The organism is Bergeyella cardium (genome assembly GCF_009914665.1).
GTDB classification, from domain to species: domain Bacteria; phylum Bacteroidota; class Bacteroidia; order Flavobacteriales; family Weeksellaceae; genus Bergeyella_A; species Bergeyella_A cardium.
Map to the genome: position 1 here is coordinate 1,900,560 of NZ_CP029149.1, position 19,455 is coordinate 1,920,014.

Genomic DNA, 19,455 nt, shown 5'->3' on the forward strand with positions numbered 1-19,455 from the left:
CATTCTCGTCCTTTAAATACAAATTGACTTGAAACGGCTTGCCCTTTATGACTTTCCATTGAATATTTTAGGTAAATACTTAACTTCTCTAATTTTATAATAATCTTGTGATTCTTTCTCTGCATATCTTTTTCTTGATTCAATGCATTTTTTTGCGTCATTATATAAATTAAGTCCAAGCAACGTCAACGAACCATCTATATTCATAATCTTTTTGGTTATACATTCAGAAATGATTGCCTCATAATCCTTGTGTAAAATCCCTAAAATCTGACAAATACTAACCGATGTATATTTTCTCCTTGACAATTTTATGATTGAATAAATTGAAAAGTCAATTTTATTAACTGATGAAAAATGTCGTTTTCCTCTTTTTATTGAAAACGAAAAAAAGGTTTCTTTCAATTGGTCGCTACCAAACTCTCTTAAAATTGAAAGCTCGTGCAAAATAGATTTTCTCAAATTCTTTGAATTACTAATTCTATCTATGGAAAATCTTGGTATTAGTGGAATCCAATCTTCTTTGTTTGCCCAAATAATAGGGAGCGTGTTATTGGGTGTTCCGTATGAGAATGAGACTAAAGATTGGGAATTGCCATATCCCAAGACATTGTCTTTTTCTGATTTACTTTTTTTAGGTGCAACAAGCTTGGACCCGTATTTATAGCAAAATTCTCTATGTTTGCTGTAATTTCTATAACCAAAATAACTCGCTTCGCTTGAAAATGCTTTTTTGAAAATATTTGATATTGGAATACGAACTGACACATACTTTTTTACTTCTTTTACCCCAAAGTCCATTCCTGCAATACCAATAAAATAAATTTCACTGAATTTCTCTTTATGAACTAATATTTTTTCATTAAAAAATGAAACAAAGGAAGAACCTGTTCCGATGAAATCGTCAATAATAACCAAGGAATAGGGTTTACTAATGTCTTCAATGTTATCTAAACTGCTTTTAAGATGAATTCTCTTGTTTTTTTTAGAAGTACTTGTCTTTTGAAAAAAATATGAAATCATACTTCCGCTCTTACCAAACTTTCCAAGAGGTATAACTATTACTTGATTGGTTCCTGGAATTTCTTTAATCAAATCAGAAAAAGAATCGTTTAATATATTTTCAATATCGTCAATGGTGTAAACTGTGAGATTTTGAAGGATATTTAATGCAAATTTATGTTCTGACTTTGGAAAGTTGCTCAACCATTTTAGAATGTCAAGTTGACTCACAACTTTTAGTTTTGTAGTCAAGATATCAAGTGTAGTGTTATCTATTTCTAAATTAAGAGTCATATTATTCTTAGTATATGCTTAATATCTTCAACAAGATAAGATTAGTAAAAATTATTTGCAAATATTAATATCTTTTAGAAGATGCTAATATATAAAAAAAACTTTATATGTTTATTATTTATTTTCAAAATTAATACATAAAAAAAACTAAATTTTATAAACAATGGATTACAAATATATTTATTAATACTTTATAAGATAGACGAACAGCTGTTTTTTTTATAAATAATATAAAATTAATATTTAAAAAATAGCTACTTTTGAGGCTATGAATCAGCAGGAGTCCATTTTTCAGCTTATAGAGCATACGAATAGAAGCATCTTCCTGACAGGAAAGGCAGGCACAGGGAAGACAACTTTCCTCAATAATTTTGTGCAAAAGACACGGAAAAAACACATTATTGTAGCACCTACGGGGATTGCAGCGATTAATGCAGGTGGGGTAACCATTCACTCTATGTTTGGGCTCCCATTGCGAACCTTTGTGCCAACTTCCGAGCGGATAGATCAAAACCTGGCAAATAATATCGCAGACCTTACCCATCATTTCAAGTATAGAAAAGATAAGCTCAAGCTCTTCCGCGAGTTGGAAATTATTATTATAGATGAAGTCTCTATGCTTCGTGCCGATGTTCTAGATATGATGGACTTCTCACTACGCTTTACCCGAAGGAGTACCAAACCTTTCGGAGGAGTACAGATGCTTTTTATAGGCGACCTATACCAGCTACCCCCAGTGGTGAGAGACGAGAATATCCTGATGCAGTACTACGATTCGAGTTTCTTTTTCAGTAGCCTTGCCCTTCAGCAGCTCCCCCTCATCACCGTAGAGCTCACAACTGTCTATCGGCAAACGGATGAAATATTCGTCAATCTCCTTAATGCTATCCGAGATAGAGAGCGGGAGAAGATAGATTTCAACCTGCTAAATGAGCGTTATGACCCCGATTTTGAACCTACAAAAGAATCCTTTGTCTATCTCACTTCCCACAATAGAATGGCGGACGAGGTCAATAGGAAAAAACTCTCCGAGCTCGGAGGTAAAAGTTATTTCTATGGAGCGAGAGTAGTGGGAGATTTTAAGGAAACTCAATACCCGAACGATGTTGAGATAGAGCTAAGAGTAGGTGCACAAGTAATGTTCATACGAAATGATACAAGTGGAGACAGGAGATACTACAACGGGAAGCTGGCACAGGTAACCCGCCTTGCAGAGGATGAAGTTTGGGTGAGGCTGGAAGACAGCGATGAGGAATTTAAACTCCGAACCGAAAGCTGGGAGCAGAAAGCCTATTCATTAGATACCGAAAAAAACATTGTAGAAGATGTGCTGGGCAGCTTCGAGCAGTACCCGATACGCCTCGCTTGGGCGGTTACCATACACAAATCTCAGGGGCTCACTTTCGATAGGGTGATTGTAGATGCTGGCAAGTCCTTTACCTCTGGACAGGTCTATGTAGCTCTCTCCAGATGCCGTACTTTGGAGGGCATCGTCCTCAAATCCAAGATAACTCCCGAGATTATTTTTGCCAATTATCAAGTAGACAACTTCCAATACGCCACTAATGCCAATGAGCGGATAGAGGAAATCCTCGAATCTGAAAAGTACGATTATGCAATAAATAAAATGCTGATGAGCATAGATTCCCATTGGTTACAAGAGCAGTTGGAGCGCTGGTATTCAGTTGCCATTACCAGCAAGAATCTGGATAAAGACAAGGCAAAAACCCTTTATCATATCATTAACCAAGAGAATAAAAACCTCATCCAGATTTATACAAAGTTTGAGAAAATAGTTTTACAGAAGCTCCAAAAGTTCATCTATGGAGAGATACTTTGGCAGGAGATAGAGAGCAAGGCAAAAGGAGCAGTTAATTTCTTTTTTACCACCATTTATTCCAAAATCTTTGAGGAGCTCAAGCAGTTCTATGCAGAAACCAAAGGCGTAAAAGGGCTAAAACTCTACAATGAGGAGATAAGAATTTTAATAGATGATTTAGAAGACTATTTGAATGATTTAAAACAGATACGCCTCCTTGAAATGAAGCTCTTTGAGGAAAAGAACGAGGTGAAAGTTTCCAAGAAAATTGCTAAAATCCCTACCCATATCATCACTTACCAACTCTTCGAGGCTGAGAAGAGTATTCCAGAAATAGTTAAGGAGAGAGGATTAGCAATCAGTACTATATACGGACATCTTGCAAAATTTGCCGAGCAAGGCGTTTTGGATATTGGGAGAATCGTGACTCAAGAGAAGCTCCTCCTTTTCGAGCAGGAATTTCATAAGCCCACTCATCCCACCACGCTCACCGATTGGAAAAAAATCCTCCCTCCCGAATTTGAGTTCCATGAAATCCGACTATTGATTAATCATTTCAGCTATAGCACAGCACACCTTAGTAAGTGAGGTGTTTATTAATTAAATATTCTGCCTACTACGGTTTAAAGTCTAAAACAACCACAGTTGCTCTTAATTCTGGGAAGAAGGCATCATAGCAGGATTGGAGGAAAGGTTTTTCTTTTAAGAAAGCATCAAAGATGGGGAGGGATTTATCGAGGTATTTCGCTTTGTTGAGCACATTTTGCAGGCTGTGCTTCATCCCCCAATCCGTACGGTAGTTGTAGAGCCAGTCGTCCTTCTCCATATAATGGAGCACAGTCTTAAAGTTCTCTGGAAAGAGGTAAAGGTAGTTTCGGAGGGTGGCGTAGGTGGCTTGTGAATGGGCTTTCCATTCGGTTGTGGAGAGGATTTTTGGGTCATTGGCGAGGAAGTAATCCATCGCTACATCTACAAAAGCCCCAGCATAGAGCCTCGTGAGTGGGGCAAATACTTTTTTAGCCTCTATAATAGCGGGGTGGGTGTCGGTAAAAGAATCAATAGCCCTGTGCCTGCGGATGCCGTCCTGTATGCCTTCGGGCAAGAGGTGGCGGTCTCGGTTTCGGATATAGTCGTTCAAGAACTGCCCTACGAGCTGCTCCTCCGTTTCATTGAGGTAAGAATGTGCTAAGTAATTCACTTTAATTTGCTTTAGGCGGTAGGCAATAAGCAGTAGGCTTTTGCAGGATAAATATTAATAAGAATAAGCCCATCGGTTAAAAAAGCAGTTCTACGAAATCCTCTATTTTGCCTACTTCTTCTATCTTGATGCCGTATTTCTTTTTGGAAATTTTATTGAGGGAGGAGACAAAAATTTTCTCATACCCTAACTTTTCGGCTTCGGAGATGCGCTGCTCTATCTGAGAAACAGGGCGAATTTCTCCACTAAGACCAATCTCTCCCGCAAAGCAATAGCGCTCGGAGATGGCAATATCCTCATTACTGGAAAGGATAGAGGCGATAACGGCAAGGTCAAGAGCGGGGTCATCGGTTTTAATGCCTCCCGTAATGTTGAGGAAAACATCTTTCGCTCCGAGCTGGAAGCCCGCGCGCTTTTCTAAAACGGCGAGGAGCATATTCAGCCTCTTGGCATCAAAACCCGTACTGCTCCGCTGTGGCGTGCCATAGACTGCTGTGCTCACCAATGCTTGAATCTCCAGAAGCATCGGCCGGTTCCCCTCCAAAGTTACAGCAATAGCATTGCCCGAAAGCTCTTCTAATTTCTTGGTAATAAGGATTTGCGATGGGTTTTTAATCTCTTTCAGCCCTTGAGAAATCATTTCATAGATACCAATCTCGGAGGTAGAACCGAAACGGTTTTTATTCGCCCTGAGGAGACGGAAAAGGTGGTTCCTATCACCATCAAAGTTGAGGACTACATCTACCATATGCTCTAAAACCTTTGGACCCGCAATCTGACCGTCCTTCGTGATATGCCCCACGAGGAAAACGGGGGTATTATTCTCCTTTGCGTACTTTATAATCTCATTAGAACATTCTCGGATTTGAGATACCGAACCTGCCGAACTCTCTATCTCCGCCGAATGAAGGGTCTGAATGGAGTCTATAATCATAAAGTCGGGCTGGAGTTTCTTTGCCTCGTAGATGATTTTCTCTATGGAAGTCTCGGTGAAGAGATAGCAGTTCGGGTTTTGAAGTTCCGTAAGCCTGTCTGCCCTCATTTTGATTTGCGAAGCGCTTTCTTCCCCCGATACATAGAGGATTCTCTTCTTCATTTTGAGTGCCAGCTGAAGCAGTAAAGTAGATTTACCAATGCCGGGCTCCCCACCGATAAGGGTAACCGAGCCGAGAACAATGCCTCCACCAAGCACCCTGTTGAGCTCCTCAGAAGGGGTTTTAATGCGAGGCTCTTCACTGGTTTCTACCTCAATAATATTGATGATGTGCTGCTTAGTTTTGGGAAGGATGGACTTTGATTTCTTCTCCACAACCTCTTCTACTATCGTATTCCACTCACCGCAGTTCTGGCACTGCCCAAGCCATTTGGAGTACTGCATACCACAGTTCTGACAGAAATAAGAAGTTTTAAGTTTCGCCATTGGGAAAGGGGTTAATGCCTGCAAAGATAAATCTTGGAAAAGAAATTTTATTACATTTGCCCCGTTTAATTGAAAAAATCAACCGTGAAAAAGACTTTTTTAACCGTGCTAATCCTCGCTGCAACGGTATCTTTCGCTCAAGAAGACACCAAAGAAGTAGAAGAGGTACTCATACAGGGGAAATTCCTCAGCACGCCCTATCAGAAGATTGTAGAGAATATAGAAGTGATTTCTAAAAAGGAGATAGAAAACTCCCCCGCTCAGAGTATAGATGAGCTACTCCAGCAGTTCTCTGGGTTAGACATTCGCAAACGAGGAGCGAATGGCGTACAATCAGATATATCCCTTCGTGGGGGTACTTTTGATCAGGTATTAATCCTCGTTAATGGCATTCCGATGAATGATGCTCAAACGGGGCATAATGTAATGAACCTCCCGATAGACCTCTCAGCAATAGAAAAAATAGAGATTCTGAAAGGCCCAGCAGCAAGGAGATTCGGAAATAATGCCTATGCTGGAGCTATTAACATCATTACAAAACCTTCTGCGGAGGAAAAAGTAAAGATAAAAGCAGAGGGAGGAGATTTCCAGACCTATGCTTTGGGATTGGTTTCCTCGTTTGGAACGGATAAATTCCAGAACTTGCTCCAAACCACCTCCACAGGTTCGCAAGGTTATAAGCACAATACCGACTATACCGTGAGGAATGTTTTCTATCAAGGGAAAATACCCCTCAATAATGGCAGCTTTGGGGTACAAGCGGGTTTCTCCGAGAAAAAATTCGGAGCAAATGGTTTCTATGCGAGCAGAAAGGCTACCGAGCAGTATGAAGAAGTCCAAACCTCGCTCGTGAGCTTTAATTATGCACAGAAGTTTCAGCACTTTGCTCTTAATTCATCGGTGTACTGGCGTAGGGGGCAGGATATGTACCTCTATAACCGACAAAAGCCCGAGATCTACCGAAATATGCACATCACCCATAATATCGGGGGTACGCTCAATGCCAGCTATCAGTGGCTGCTCGGTACTACGGGCTTGGGTACGGAGGTGAGAAACGAGGGAATTGTCTCCAACAACTTAGGCGAGAGAGACCGATTCATCACCCAAGTGTTTTTTGAGCATAATTTCTCTTTCTTTAATGATAATTTAAAGATTACACCAGGGGTTACTTGGGCTAAATACTCCTCCGTAGGAGATTATTTCTATCCTGGGGTAGATATAGGTTTTAGGTTTAATCCTCACCATAAAATATACGGTAATATTGCGAAGGTGCACCGCGTACCTACCTTTACCGACCTCTATTATAAGAGCAAAACAGAGGAAGGAAATCCAGATTTAAAGTCAGAATCTGCCCTTTCTGCCGAGGTAGGCTATGCCTTTCAGATGAAGAATTTTAGTTTTAAGGTGAGCGGCTTCGGTAGAGATACCGATAATATGATTGATTGGAATTTTGAGACCCTCGATAATAAATGGCACAGCCAAAATTTGGTTGCCACCCGAGTTACAGGCTTTGAAGCCAGCTCCGAGCTGAGCCTTCCATTCATTAATACCACTTTTGGGCTTAGCTATACCTACCTTAACAATGAGCTGAAATCCGATAAGGTTTCCGATAAATCCAAATACATTTTAGAAAACCTGAGACACCAGCTCGTAGCAAAGATGGAGAACCGAGTTTTGGGCAATTTCTATAACCAAACCATTTACCGCTACCAAGACCGGCAGATGGGGGGCTACAGCATCAATACCCTTGATGAAAAGCTCAGCTATAGGAAAAACGGTTTTGAAACCTATGTGGTCATCAACAACCTTACAAATAATAAATACACCGATGCCTTCGGTATAGAAATGCCAGGCCGATGGTTTCATATCGGGGTGAGTTATACAATAGGGATTAACTAATAGAGACAAAAAAACAGCGCCTTATAGGGCACTGTTTTTTTTATTATCATTTCGGGTATTTTCTAATTATTAACCAAAGTTCTCACTATTATGATTTAAACAGGAGAAATACCTGCTACCTAAAATTTACGGTGATTTCACGGGATAAATCTCTGTAAAGCATCCGAAGCAGTGGTCGGAGCTGCCGAGGATATCTTTTAGATTTTCCAAACTGAGAAAGTCTAATGAATCTACTCCCAGATAGTCTCTTAGCTCTTCGACACTCATATTTGCGGAGATGAGGTCATCTTTAGAGGGGGTATCTATTCCGAGAAAGCAAGGCGCTATAATGGGTGGAGACACGCTTCGGAAGTGTATTTCTTTTACGCCTGCATCTTTGAGGATTTTCACCAATCGTTTAGAGGTTGTTCCCCGTACGATAGAGTCATCGATAATTACGATTCTCTTGCCTTTAATTTCGGATACAATGGGGTTTAGCTTGAGATTAACGATTCTCTCCCTCATCTCTTGGGTAGGGACGATGAAGCTCCTCCCGATGTATCTGTTCTTAACCAAAACAGGGCTGAAAGGTATCCCCGATGCCTTTGAAAAACCAATAGCTGCAGGCACCCCCGAGTCCGGCACACCGATAACGATATCTGCTTCCACGGGGGACTGCTCCCAGATTTTCATTCCCGATTTTTCCCTTACTTCATAGACATTAATATTCTCCAAAGTGGTGTCTGGTCGTGCAAAGTAGATGTATTCAAAAGCACAAATTCTATTGACGCAGTCGTCCTTTACCAAGTAAGACTTCAGCCCTTTCTCATCCGATGAAGTATAGATGATTTCGCCAGGGAGAATATCACGAACATAAGCCGCACCTACCGCATCTAATGCTGCCGACTCCGATGCTACTACGAAAGTTTTCTCATCCAATGCCCCCAGAACGAGTGGGCGAATACCATTAAAATCCCTAAATGCAAAGAACTTATTGCGGGTCATTCCCACTACCGAGAAAGCTCCTTCTATTCGTTCCATCGTGTGTTTAATCGCCCCACGAAGCCCCAAATCGAGGTTCTTCTGAATCAGCCTTAGGATAATCTCCGAGTCGGAAGTCGCTTTAAAGACTACACCTTCGGCTTCAAGTTCGGTGCGGAGCTGTTTAGCATTGGTGAGATTCCCATTGTGAGCGATGGAGAGGATGATTTGATCCCATTCATTCTTCGCAAAAAAAGGCTGATAATTATACTTCTTCTTATCGCCTGCGGTGGTATATCGAGTATGACCGATAACAGAGTTGCCCATAAAGGTTTCAGGCTCATTGATGCCTTTAAAAACATCGAGAACGAGCCCTTCATCTTTAATATTAACGATATGCCCATTCTTGCTCACAGAAATACCACACGCCTCCTGACCTCGGTGCTGAAGAGCAAAGAGCCCAAACTGAGAGAGTGAGAAGGTATCCACCTCATTCTCGGAGTAGAGCCCAAAAATCCCGCACTCTTCATTCGGAGCATCTAATCTCTCCTCGTCTTTGGTTCGGAAGGTATTCCTGCCATAGCTCTGTTTTTTGATTCGCTGGAGGTATTCTTTTTTGAAAACTTCTAAGTCTTTCATCTCTTTTTTTCTTGCTTATCCTAAAAGCGCTTTCAATCGGTGGTAGATTTCTACATAGGCTTCTGTAACATCGCCAAGGTCTCTTCGGAAGCGGTCTTTATCTAATTTTTTCAGTGTGTCTTTATCCCAAAGCCTGCAAGTATCTGGGGAGATTTCATCGGCGAGGATGATTTTCCCATCTGCCGTCTTCCCGAGCTCAATCTTGAAATCAACGAGGATAATATTGATTTTATCAAACAGCTCTTTGAGTGCATCATTGATTTTCCCTGCCAGAGCATACATCTCACCGAGCTCCTCATACGAAGCAGCACCTAAGAATACCGCGTGATGGTCATTGATGAGCGGGTCTCCAAGGGCGTCATCTTTATAGCAAATATCAAAGATGGTAACGGGGGATTTTATGCCTTCCTCCACACCCAGTCGCTGTGCCATACTCCCCGCAGCATAGTTCCTCACCACAAATTCCAATGGAATAATGGTAACTTTCTTCACCAGCTGCTCCTTTTCATTCAATTGTTTGATGAAATGCGTAGGGATACCCTTCGTTTGCAAATACTCAAAAATAAGGGTAGTAATCGCATTGTTCATCTCGCCTTTCAGCTTTACTTGCCCTTTCTTCTGAGCGTTAAAAGCGGTGGCATCATCTTTAAAATAAACGATGATCTCCTCTGGGTTTTCAGTGGCATAAATCTGTTTGGCTTTGCCTTCATAAAGCATTTCTAATTTCTGGTTCATTTTTACTTTTTTAATGATGATTATATAAATTAACTTTTTCTCAATAGGATGAATAGAAAGACCGCACTGCCTCCCAAATGCTCTGCGAAAAACTTTTTAGAAGGTAAAATAAAGCGCTGGGTACGGTCATTATGCTATTTTTTTAAGGATTGATATTGAAAAGACCTTACAAAAACAGCCATCTGTATCTCTCCATACAGATAGCCTAAGTCTTTTGAGTGAAAATGATTTCTAATAACTCCTGTTATCATTTGGCAAAAGTAATTATTTCTTATCATATAATAAAACACTGCAACAGGTAATTATCCTGTCGTTATATGATGAGTACTTATCCTATTAGGACACCCAGACTACATTCCCAAACTTATTTTTGCCCCATTCTGACAGGTGAAGAAAGCTGGGGTGATGGATATCTGTTAATAATTATAGACTACATTTTTTAAGTAAAAATTTCAGGAGATACTTTATAAAAAAAGCCTTAGATGCTAAACTATTCCAATAAGGATTTTATTATATTTGCATTTAATTATTAAAAATTGTTAAAAAAGAAATATGTTTAATAGCTTACAAGATAAATTAGACAAGGCATTGCACAGCCTCTCAGGGAGGGGGAAGATTACCGAGATTAATGTAGCGGAAACCGTAAAGGAAATACGACGAGCACTCGTAGATGCCGATGTAAATTATAAAGTAGCAAAAGACCTTACGAAGAGGGTGCAGGATAAGGCAATCGGTCAGAATGTGCTGACCTCCCTTACGCCAGGGCAGCTGATGACGAAGATTGTGCACGATGAACTTGTAGAGCTGATGGGAGGCTCGCAGGAGGGCATCAACCTCTCAGGAAAGCCGAGCATTATCCTTATCGCAGGGCTTCAAGGTTCGGGAAAAACGACCTTCTCTGGCAAGCTCTCCAATTTCTTAAAGACAAAAAAATCAAAGAAACCTCTGCTCGTAGCTTGCGATGTGTATAGACCCGCAGCGATAGACCAGCTGAAAGTACTCGGTACCCAGACAGGCGTAGAGGTATACACTGAGGAGGGGAATAAAAATCCTGCCCTTATTGCAGAGAATGCAATTCATTATGCAAAATCCAACGGCTTTGATGTCGTAATAATAGATACGGCTGGTCGCCTCGCGGTAGATGAGGAGATGATGAACGAGATAAAGACCGTTCACCAGACCATTAAACCTCAGGAAACCCTCTTTGTAGTAGATTCTATGACGGGTCAGGATGCCGTAAATACCGCAAAAGCCTTTAATGATGTCCTTAACTTTGATGGGGTAGTCCTCACAAAATTAGATGGCGATACGAGAGGGGGGGCAGCGCTTACCATCCGTTCCGTAGTAGAAAAGCCGATTAAGTTTATCTCCACAGGTGAGAAAATGGAAGCTCTTGACCTCTTCTATCCAGAGCGAATGGCGGATAGAATCCTCGGAATGGGAGATGTGGTTTCCCTTGTAGAGAGAGCTCAGGAGCAGTTTGATGAAGAGGAAGCAAAGAAACTCCAAAAGAAAATTGCAAAGAATGAATTCGGCTTTGATGACTTCCTTAAACAAATCAACCAGATCAAGAAGATGGGGAATATGAAAGACCTTGTAGGAATGATACCAGGAGTAGGGAAAGCGGTGAAAGATATAGATATTAATGACGATGCCTTTAAGCATATAGAAGCGATTATTTATTCTATGACCCCAGAGGAGAGAAGGAAGCCTTCCATCATCAATACCCAAAGGAAAAACCGTATTGCCAAAGGATCCGGAAGAAAGTTGGAGGAAGTAAATCAGCTGATGAAGCAGTTTGACCAAATGGGAAAAGTAATGAAAATGATGCAGGGCCCACAAGGAAAACAAATGATGCAGATGATGAGCAAAATGGGCGGTAATATGCCTGGCTTGGGTGGTCTTGGGAAAATGTTCGGTAGATAAAAACTATATATAAAATGAAAAGGAAAGTAATTGTAGCAGGGGTTCTTTTAGGAATTTTCTCTACCACTGAGCTCTCGGCTCAAAAGTATTTAGGATTGAGTAATAGCAATTACTCAGGAGTCTATGGCGGGCAGTATAGCCCTGCAAAGGTTGCAGATAAGAAAGTGAGGTTGTCTGTAAATCTTATTAGTGTTAATGCAATGCTTGATAATGATTATTACAAGTTCACAGGTGTTGATAATTTTAAAGACTTAGGTCTTAGTACACTTGGTCAGGGATTATCTTATGATGCTGGTCAGAAGAGGCTAAGTTTTGGTGTAATAGGGGAGACATTAGCCCCATCTTTCCAGTTTACTACAGGAGATAGATTAGGCTTTGGTTTCAGTTCAAGAATAAGAACTTTTGCACAGGGGGACAATATAAATTCTGATTTCATCAATGTTCTCAATAAAAATTTCAAAAATAATATTGCAATAAAGGATAATCAAGAATTTAGTCTTAATGCTAATGGTATTTTAGATTTAGGAGTAAAGGGAGCTTATACTGTTGTAGATAATGATAAACTCAGACTATCATTAGGAGCGGCTCTTAAATATTATAGAGGATTAGCATACAATAGTTTTATCAGCAAGAGGTATGATTTAAACTATAATTTCAGTATTACAAATTCAACTATCAATTTTAATAATATAGATTGGGAATTTTATACAAATTTAGATAATGAAAATCTTGAAGAAACCCTTAGGAAACCTTTCTCTTCTCCTAATGCCGGAACAGGTTTTGGCGGGGATTTCGGTGCTGAATTAGAACTTAAAGGGAATAACGCAGAGAAGCCCTATGCTTTCAAATTTGGTATTGCGGTTAATGATATAGGTTCTATCAAGTATAAGAATCTTAACTTTATGTCTATAAAGGGCTCTGGTGTAAATATAGATGCGAGTAGTATTGACCTTTTAGACCTTAATTCTACAGCAGATTATTTACAATCTAAAGGGCTTAGTGTTGTAAGATCTACAAATAGAGAGCTTACAACCAGCCTGCCTACAAACTTAAATGTTTATGGAGATTATGCTATTACTAAGAAATTTTTCATAAGTGCTAATGCATCAATCAATGTAGTAAAAACCAATTCTACAAATCCTTATTATTATAATTTCGTAGGTGTTGCTCCGAGATTCGAAAGCAAATGGTTTGATGTTTCCGTGCCTTTATCCTATAATCTGATGAGTAAAGATTTCAAACCAGGTTTAGCCTTTAGAGTAGGACCTCTGTCCCTTGGCTCTGATGACCTTAAATTATTGTTTACAGAATCAAAAGGTGCTAATGCGTATTTAGGATTGCATTTTGAATTATTTAAAAAGCAGGCCAAAGCTATTGTGCCACCTGTAGAATCACCGATAGATTCTGATGGTGATGGTGTGTTTGATAAGGATGATCAATGCCCATATATAGCAGGACCAGTGGAGAACAACGGTTGTCCTTGGCCAGATACGGATGGCGATGGCGTACTCGATAAAGACGATGCTTGCCCAGATGTAGCAGGAGCTATTGAAAACAACGGCTGCCCTTGGCCAGATACAGACGGCGATGGCGTACTTGATAAAGATGATAAATGCCCTACCGTACCTGGTTTAGTAGAAAACTTCGGTTGTCCGAAAGCTCACGAAACTGTAGCTAAAGAAGTTACTCTTGCTCTGAAAGATATCTTGTTCAACTTTGGTAAAGCTACCATCAACCCAGAATCTAATAAGAAATTAGATACTGCAGCTAAGATTATCAAAGATTCTAAAGGAGGTACTTATCTTCTTGTGGGGCATACCGATAAAAAAGGTAACGAAGCTTACAACTTGAAACTTTCAAGAGAGCGAGCAGCAGCAGTAGTACAAGCTCTTGAAGAGAGAGGTGTACCAGCAGATCAATTAAAATCCAAAGGTGTAGGTTCTAAGGAGGCGACAACCCCAGCAACAGCAAGTGATGCGGAACGACAAAAAGACAGAAGAGTAGAAGTTCTCCACATCACGGGAAGTGAGTGGGAAGCTCTATCCAAGTCAGATGTACCCGTAGCTAAGAAAAAAGTAGCTACTTCTGCAAAAGGAAAAGCTCCTGCTAAGAAAGCACCGGTAAGGAAAGTTGCTCCTAAGAAGAAGAAATAATTTCTTTCATAACTATATTATTGATAAGGCTACTTAGAATTCTAAGTAGCCTTGTTTTGATTAAAAAAAGGAAAGATTAAAAAAAGGAAATAATAGAAAGATTTATTATGGAAGGCTCCATTAGTTTGTATAAATTTATTACTAAATATAATTTTACTATAATTTACATTATGTTAAATAGTGTTTCTAAAAAAAGAAATGGGATAAAAAAAGTCCGCCCCACTACGGAGCGGACGAATATTTTAAAGAAATCGAGGCTTACCAGATTTTAATCCTGTCAGCAGGTTTTTTGTAGAGCTTATCGCCTTCCTTTACATCGAAGGCTTTGTACCACTCATCTACATTTACTATCGGTCCGAAGCTCCTGAAATAGCCAGGGGTGTGCGGATCGGTCTTTACTTGGTTCATCATATATTTCTCAGTAGATTTTGTGCGCCATACGGTTGCCCAGCTCATAAAGAAGCGCTGGCTCTGAGTAAATCCATTGATTTTCCCTACCTCGCCATTATCTTTGAGGTACATTTTCAGTGCATCAATTCCGATAGCTACGCCACCGAGGTCAGCGATATTTTCTCCACTGGTGAATGTCCCGTTCACGAAGTGCCCTTTCACAGGTTCGTAGCTGCTGTACTGGTCGGCAAGCTGTTTTACTTTTGCATCGAAGTTCTTTCGGTCGGTATCCGTCCACCAGTTGTTGAGGTTTCCATTGCCGTCAAATCTTGCTCCTCCATCATCAAATCCGTGAGAGATTTCGTGCCCGATAACGGCTCCTATGCCTCCGAAATTAACCGCTGGGTCTGCCTTGAAATCGAAGAAAGGCGCTTGCAAAATAGCTGCTGGGAAGACGATTTCATTATTCGTAGCGCTGTAATAAGCGTTTACGGTCTGCGGTGTCATTCCCCATTTAGACCTATCCACTGGCTTGTTGAGGTCTTCTTTTAGCATTCGCTGGAATCTCCATTCTGAGACTTTTTTTAGCATCGTGTAGAGGGATTCCCCTTTTTGTATATGGAGGTCGGAATAATCCTTCCACTTATCTGGATAGGCTACTTTTACGGTGAATTTGCTGAGCTTGTCAAGTGCTTTTACTTTGGTTTCGCTGGACATCCAGTCGAGGTTAGAGATGTGCTGTTTATAAGATTTCAGCAAGTAGCTGATGAGCACTTCCATCTCTGCCTTAGCCTCCGCAGGGAAGTATTGGTCTACATAGAGCTTGCCGAATGCCTCACCGAGTACGCCGTTGATAAGCGAGAGTGCTCTTTTATTCCTCGCCCTTTGCTCCTGCTGCCCCTGCATTGTTTTTCCATAGAAATCAAAGGAGATTTTGTCCATCTTCTCATCAAGCTCGGACGCTGCCCCTGCAATTAATCTGAGTTTTAAATAATCTTTAAGAAGAGGGAGATTTTTTTGATTGATGAAAGTATCAAAGCTCTCATAGAATCTTTGCTCACCTACAATGGCGATATTGATATCTGCACCCGATGCTTTGAGGTATGCAGGCAAATTGATGTTTTTAGAAAGAGTAGCGAGCTCATCCATTGTTTTAGGATTGTAGCGTTTGTTGGCATCTCTCCCCTCTTCATTGGTGAGGAGTTTTTTAGCGACGGACTTCTCAAAGGCTACGATTTTCTTCGCCGTATCATCTGCATTCTTATAACCCAATACAGTGAGGAGCTGGCTTACGAAATGGGTATAGCTTGCGATCACCTCATCATTTGCTTTGCTCTCTTTTTGGTAATAATCTTTGCCAATTCCGAGTCTTGGAGCACCGATATACACGGCATTCATCTTTGAGTTTTTGAGGTCAGAATATACCCCCCAGCCGAAGAGCGGATTATCACCAGACTGTACCGCTTTGGAGAGGTAGCTCTGCAAATCTTTTAGATTTTTAATAGCGTCTATCTTCGCTAAATCTGCCTTTACAGGATTTAATCCCTCTTGGTTCCTCTTGCTCATATCCATATATGCCTCGTAGAGGTTTTGGATTTTTTCTCCTTCGGAGCCTGCCTCATATTTTGTTTTAAGTAGATTGTTGAGGATTTTCATACAATCTTCATCGGTCTTCTCTCTGAGTTCATTAAAGCTACCCCAAGAGGCTTTATCAGCTGGGATAACGGCATCTTTCATCCAACCGCCATTAACGAAGCTATAGAAATCATCCTGCGGGCGAACGGAAGTGTCCATATACGCAGGGTTGATACCATCGTACTTCTCTGTATCTTTGGCAGAGCAGCATTGGTTGTCTTTGGATTTACAGGTTTTATTCTCCTTAGCACATTCTGTTTTGCAGTTGGCATGGAGATTCTTTCCTTTTTTACTTGCAGCACAGCTGGTCATCGCAACGATGCCAGAGAGCGCCATTAAATGGATTAGAGTCTTTTTCATTATAAAGAATTTTTATTTTTTGAATGCGTAAATGTAGGAAAAAACTGAGATGTAGCCTTAGATTCTCTCCAATTCATCGGTGTTTATCGTGGTTTTGAAATTCCCATAATTGATAATCGCCTTGTTTTTGGAGATTTTCTCTATCGTACCTACACTTGTACCTCCGATAATTCTCACGCGCTGACCTTCCTTTAGCCAGAGCTTCCGCTCTTCTCGCTTTTTCTCTTCGAGTTTCTCGTTGGTTTCGGCTATTTTCTCTATTATATCTTGCCTTTTCAGCTGTTGGGTAATTTTTCTTTTGATGATTTGTAAGCGCTTCGTCTCGTCTTTATCCGCTCCGAGTTTCCGGTATTTCTCCTGCTCGAGGAGTTTGATGAAATCTTTAACCACTTCCTTCCGTGCTTTTCCCTTGATGTAAGAATCGATAAATGCCTCTACCCTATTCCCAAACTGAAGTTTTCTATGCTCCTCTTCGTAGAGTTTCTGGAAATTGTAGAGCTTCTGCTCGAGCTGCTGATTGAGCCTTTGCAAATTGTCTCGCTTATCGGCTACAGATTCTTTCTTTTCTGCTAAATCGGATTTGAGCTTTTCTACCTCATACTTCTCCTGCTGTAGTTTTACGATGGTTTTATCGAGATTTACCACATCTTTCTCCACTTTTTTCTGAGCAGATTTAATGATGAACCTCGGTATTCTATTCTTCTCCGCTACTTCAAAAGTGAAGGAGCTACCCGCCTGCCCTATTTCCAATTTATAAAGCGGCTCGAGGCTGTCCTCATCAAAGAGCATAGCGGCATTTTTCGCTGCTGAGAGCTCCTCTACCCGCAGTTTGATATTGGTGTAATGGGTGGTAATGATGGCAAAGCTGCGCTTATCATAGAAAAACTCGAGGAAACTCTCGGCAAGTGCTCCACCGAGCTCGGGGTCTGAGCCTGTACCAAATTCATCAATGAGGAGTAATGATTGTGCGCTTGCTCTGCGAATCATCCCAGACATTTTTTTCAATCGAGAGGAATAGGTGGAAAGGTGGTTTTCTATGGATTGATTATCTCCGATATCGGTCATTATATTATCAAAGAAAAACATCTCCGATTTGGGATGTACGGGCACCAAAATCCCCGATTGTATCATCAGCTGGAGGAGCCCAACTGTCTTTAAAGTAATGGACTTACCGCCTGCATTGGGTCCAGAGATGCAGATGATTCTGCTGTGCTCGGTAAGGGTGAGGCTCTGCGGATAGATCGGCTTGTTTTCCTCATTATTCCGAATCCAGAGCAGTGGGTGGAATGCGTTTATCAGTTTTAAAGTTCGGTACTTATTAATCTTCGGAAGTACGGCATTGATTTTCTCGGCAAACTTCGCTTTGGCGCGGGTGAGGTCAAGGTCAAAAATATACTGCTGGTAGGCACTCAGCTCGGGCTGAAACTCGCTCAGCTCAGCGGTGAGCTTTCGTAGGATTCTGTCAATCTCTTTTTTTTCTTCCTCTTGGCTTTCCCTTAGTTTGAAATAAGGTTTTATTACGCTCTCGGGCTGTATGTAGGTGATGGAACCTGTTTTTGAGATGCCCAACACACGCCCCGAAACCCTCTTCTTAAAAGTAGATTTCACGGCGAGCACCCTCTGGTCTTCAATTATACTCTCGCGGATATCGTCTAAAAAATCTTGCTGTGCATAAGTGCTAAGCGTCCTATTAAAGTGCTCATCTATGCTCTTCCTCGCCTGCCCTATTTCCATTCGGAGGGTTTTTAAGACTTCTGATGCTTCAGATTTTACCTCTCCAAATCGGTTGAAGACCTTATCTACCTTATCTATAATCTCCTTTCGGAAGATGAGTTGCTGGACTTCATTATTTAATGTGGGGAAAGTTTCAGCAAGCGTTGGAAAGAATTTTTGTAACCTACCCACCTGCTCGGAAATGCTCTTAATCCGTATGAAGGCTTTATTTTCAAGGCGAAAGTTTTCAATCATCATCAGCTTGAGATCTGCCTCTATATCCTCATACTCATTAAAAGGGATCGCATTTGAACTTTCAAAACTCGTAAGGAATTCTGAAGTTTTCTTCAGCGCTACCTCTGCTTTTTCTTGTGGCATTGGTGCTAAATTCATTATTTGCTCTGCCGTTTTTGGGGAATAGGCAAAAGGCGCTACCTCCGAAAGTAATTCGGGAAACTCCAGCTCTTGTAAATCTGTCTTATCTATTTTCACGGAAACAAAAGTAGTAATTCTTGATGGTAGGGTTTAGGTAGTAAAGTTTAGAAATACTATGAATTATTGTGTTTTAGCTATTGGATAGAGGCTAATTGGTCCTCTTTCGCATTACAATCCCACTTCTTTGCATTACAATCTCATTTATTTACATTGCAATAAATGTTTTCTTTGCTTTCACATATTAATCTTCGTATTCATAAATGGTTTCGGATGCTATAAAATCAATTTTATAAGCCTTTCCGTCAGGGACTAGGATGACTTCATTGGTGCTTTTATAACCTTCTACGAAATCTATATCTACTCGATACTTGGTAGGAGCTAAGCGCTTTATACTTACAGATTTTAATTTACTAATCCCCGTTTCCATTTCACTTGGGTTACCTAAGAAGTAATATTCCTCATTATCAAGATCATAGATCCCCCCCCAAGTGGATTTATATTTTTTTAAAGCCTGACGAAGCTCTCTATCGGTCATATTAGAAGGCCCGAAGATCTCCATCTTATCTTTCATAAAGCGGAGGAAGCGCTTGGTACAGACTTTTTCTTGATTTGGAAAGCAATATTTTGATGAATTTTTGCATTTGAAAATACTTTTTAGCCATTCTTCTCCGCTTATCTGTGGCGAGGTAGAAAGCCCAATGTTTTGAATATCAACAGATGCTTTCTCCGCAGGACAAGTAGCATAATCGGAGGTTTTAGAGATCAGGCCTGCTGATGTTTCAGCATTTTTTTCAATAGAATGAGCACCGAAAACCATTGCCGAAGCAAGGAACATTAAAATTGAAATCTTTTTTATAATTATTTATTTTAATCTAGT

The 19,455-nt window shown here is 40.6% G+C and carries 11 protein-coding genes and 1 pseudogene; 4 read left to right on the forward strand and 8 right to left on the reverse strand.

Going from position 1 to position 19,455, the window contains the following annotated elements; translation table 11 throughout:
* Positions 1-45: 45 nt before the first annotated feature.
* Positions 46-1,296, reverse strand: a complete 1,251-nt coding sequence (locus DBX24_RS08685; RefSeq protein WP_160224609.1) for a phosphoribosyltransferase-like protein — start codon at positions 1,294-1,296, stop codon at positions 46-48.
* 268 nt (positions 1,297-1,564) lie between these two features.
* On the opposite strand from DBX24_RS08685, the gene DBX24_RS08690 reads away from it, so the two are divergent.
* Positions 1,565-3,703 carry a helix-turn-helix domain-containing protein gene (locus DBX24_RS08690; protein WP_160224610.1) on the forward strand — a complete coding sequence of 713 codons (2,139 nt, stop codon included), beginning with the start codon at positions 1,565-1,567 and terminating at the stop codon, positions 3,701-3,703.
* Between the two features lie 28 nt (positions 3,704-3,731).
* Here DBX24_RS08690 and DBX24_RS08695 read toward each other — a convergent pair whose 3' ends face one another.
* On the reverse strand, positions 3,732-4,313 hold the full coding sequence (locus DBX24_RS08695) for an acyl carrier protein phosphodiesterase (RefSeq protein WP_120489022.1): 582 nt from the start codon (positions 4,311-4,313) through the stop codon (positions 3,732-3,734).
* A 76-nt stretch (positions 4,314-4,389) separates the two neighbouring features.
* Positions 4,390-5,733, reverse strand: a complete 1,344-nt coding sequence (radA, locus tag DBX24_RS08700) for a DNA repair protein RadA (protein WP_120489021.1) — start codon at positions 5,731-5,733, stop codon at positions 4,390-4,392.
* Positions 5,734-5,817: 84 nt separating this feature from the next.
* On the opposite strand from radA, the gene DBX24_RS08705 reads away from it, so the two are divergent.
* Positions 5,818-7,632 (forward strand): TonB-dependent receptor plug domain-containing protein, encoded by a 1,815-nt coding sequence (locus DBX24_RS08705; protein ID WP_160224611.1) that lies wholly within the window; start codon positions 5,818-5,820, stop codon positions 7,630-7,632.
* Positions 7,633-7,758: 126 nt separating this feature from the next.
* On the opposite strand, the gene purF is transcribed toward DBX24_RS08705, so the two are convergent.
* The gene (gene purF, locus DBX24_RS08710; protein WP_120489020.1) at positions 7,759-9,231 is read right to left on the reverse strand and encodes an amidophosphoribosyltransferase; all 1,473 of its coding nucleotides are present in this window, start codon (positions 9,229-9,231) and stop codon (positions 7,759-7,761) included.
* Between the two features lie 15 nt (positions 9,232-9,246).
* Complete coding sequence (gene purC, locus DBX24_RS08715; protein ID WP_160224612.1) at positions 9,247-9,966, reverse strand: phosphoribosylaminoimidazolesuccinocarboxamide synthase; 720 nt, start codon at positions 9,964-9,966, stop codon at positions 9,247-9,249.
* A 552-nt stretch (positions 9,967-10,518) separates the two neighbouring features.
* Here purC and ffh point away from each other — a divergent pair.
* Entirely contained in the window at positions 10,519-11,892 is a 1,374-nt protein-coding gene (gene ffh / locus DBX24_RS08720) for a signal recognition particle protein (protein ID WP_120489018.1), read from the forward strand.
* A gap of 1,400 nt (positions 11,893-13,292) precedes the next feature.
* Positions 13,293-14,045 (forward strand): annotated as a pseudogene (locus DBX24_RS09475) (OmpA family protein); the annotation flags it as partial.
* A gap of 258 nt (positions 14,046-14,303) precedes the next feature.
* On the opposite strand, the gene DBX24_RS08730 reads toward DBX24_RS09475, so the two are convergent.
* The 3 genes from DBX24_RS08730 to DBX24_RS08740 form a co-directional block, all read right to left on the reverse strand.
* The gene (locus DBX24_RS08730; protein WP_160224614.1) at positions 14,304-16,430 is read right to left on the reverse strand and encodes a M13 family metallopeptidase; all 2,127 of its coding nucleotides are present in this window, start codon (positions 16,428-16,430) and stop codon (positions 14,304-14,306) included.
* Between the two features lie 57 nt (positions 16,431-16,487).
* Positions 16,488-18,635, reverse strand: coding sequence for an endonuclease MutS2 (locus DBX24_RS08735; protein WP_160224615.1), 2,148 nt, complete (start codon positions 18,633-18,635; stop codon positions 16,488-16,490).
* A 184-nt stretch (positions 18,636-18,819) separates the two neighbouring features.
* Positions 18,820-19,413, reverse strand: a complete 594-nt coding sequence (locus DBX24_RS08740; protein ID WP_120489014.1) for a hypothetical protein — start codon at positions 19,411-19,413, stop codon at positions 18,820-18,822.
* Positions 19,414-19,455: the final 42 nt, after the last annotated feature.

Excerpts from the sequence above, each read along its gene's own strand:
- DBX24_RS08685 (WP_160224609.1), bottom strand. The coding sequence starts at position 1,296 with ATGACTCTTAATTTAGAAATAGATAACACTACACTTGATATCTTGACT.
- DBX24_RS08690 (WP_160224610.1), top strand. The coding sequence starts at position 1,565 with ATGAATCAGCAGGAGTCCATTTTTCAGCTTATAGAGCATACGAATAGA.
- radA (WP_120489021.1), bottom strand. The coding sequence starts at position 5,733 with ATGGCGAAACTTAAAACTTCTTATTTCTGTCAGAACTGTGGTATGCAG.
- purF (WP_120489020.1), bottom strand. The coding sequence starts at position 9,231 with ATGAAAGACTTAGAAGTTTTCAAAAAAGAATACCTCCAGCGAATCAAA.
- purC (WP_160224612.1), bottom strand. The coding sequence starts at position 9,966 with ATGAACCAGAAATTAGAAATGCTTTATGAAGGCAAAGCCAAACAGATT.
- ffh (WP_120489018.1), top strand. The coding sequence starts at position 10,519 with ATGTTTAATAGCTTACAAGATAAATTAGACAAGGCATTGCACAGCCTC.
- DBX24_RS08730 (WP_160224614.1), bottom strand. The coding sequence starts at position 16,430 with ATGAAAAAGACTCTAATCCATTTAATGGCGCTCTCTGGCATCGTTGCG.
- DBX24_RS08740 (WP_120489014.1), bottom strand. The coding sequence starts at position 19,413 with ATGTTCCTTGCTTCGGCAATGGTTTTCGGTGCTCATTCTATTGAAAAA.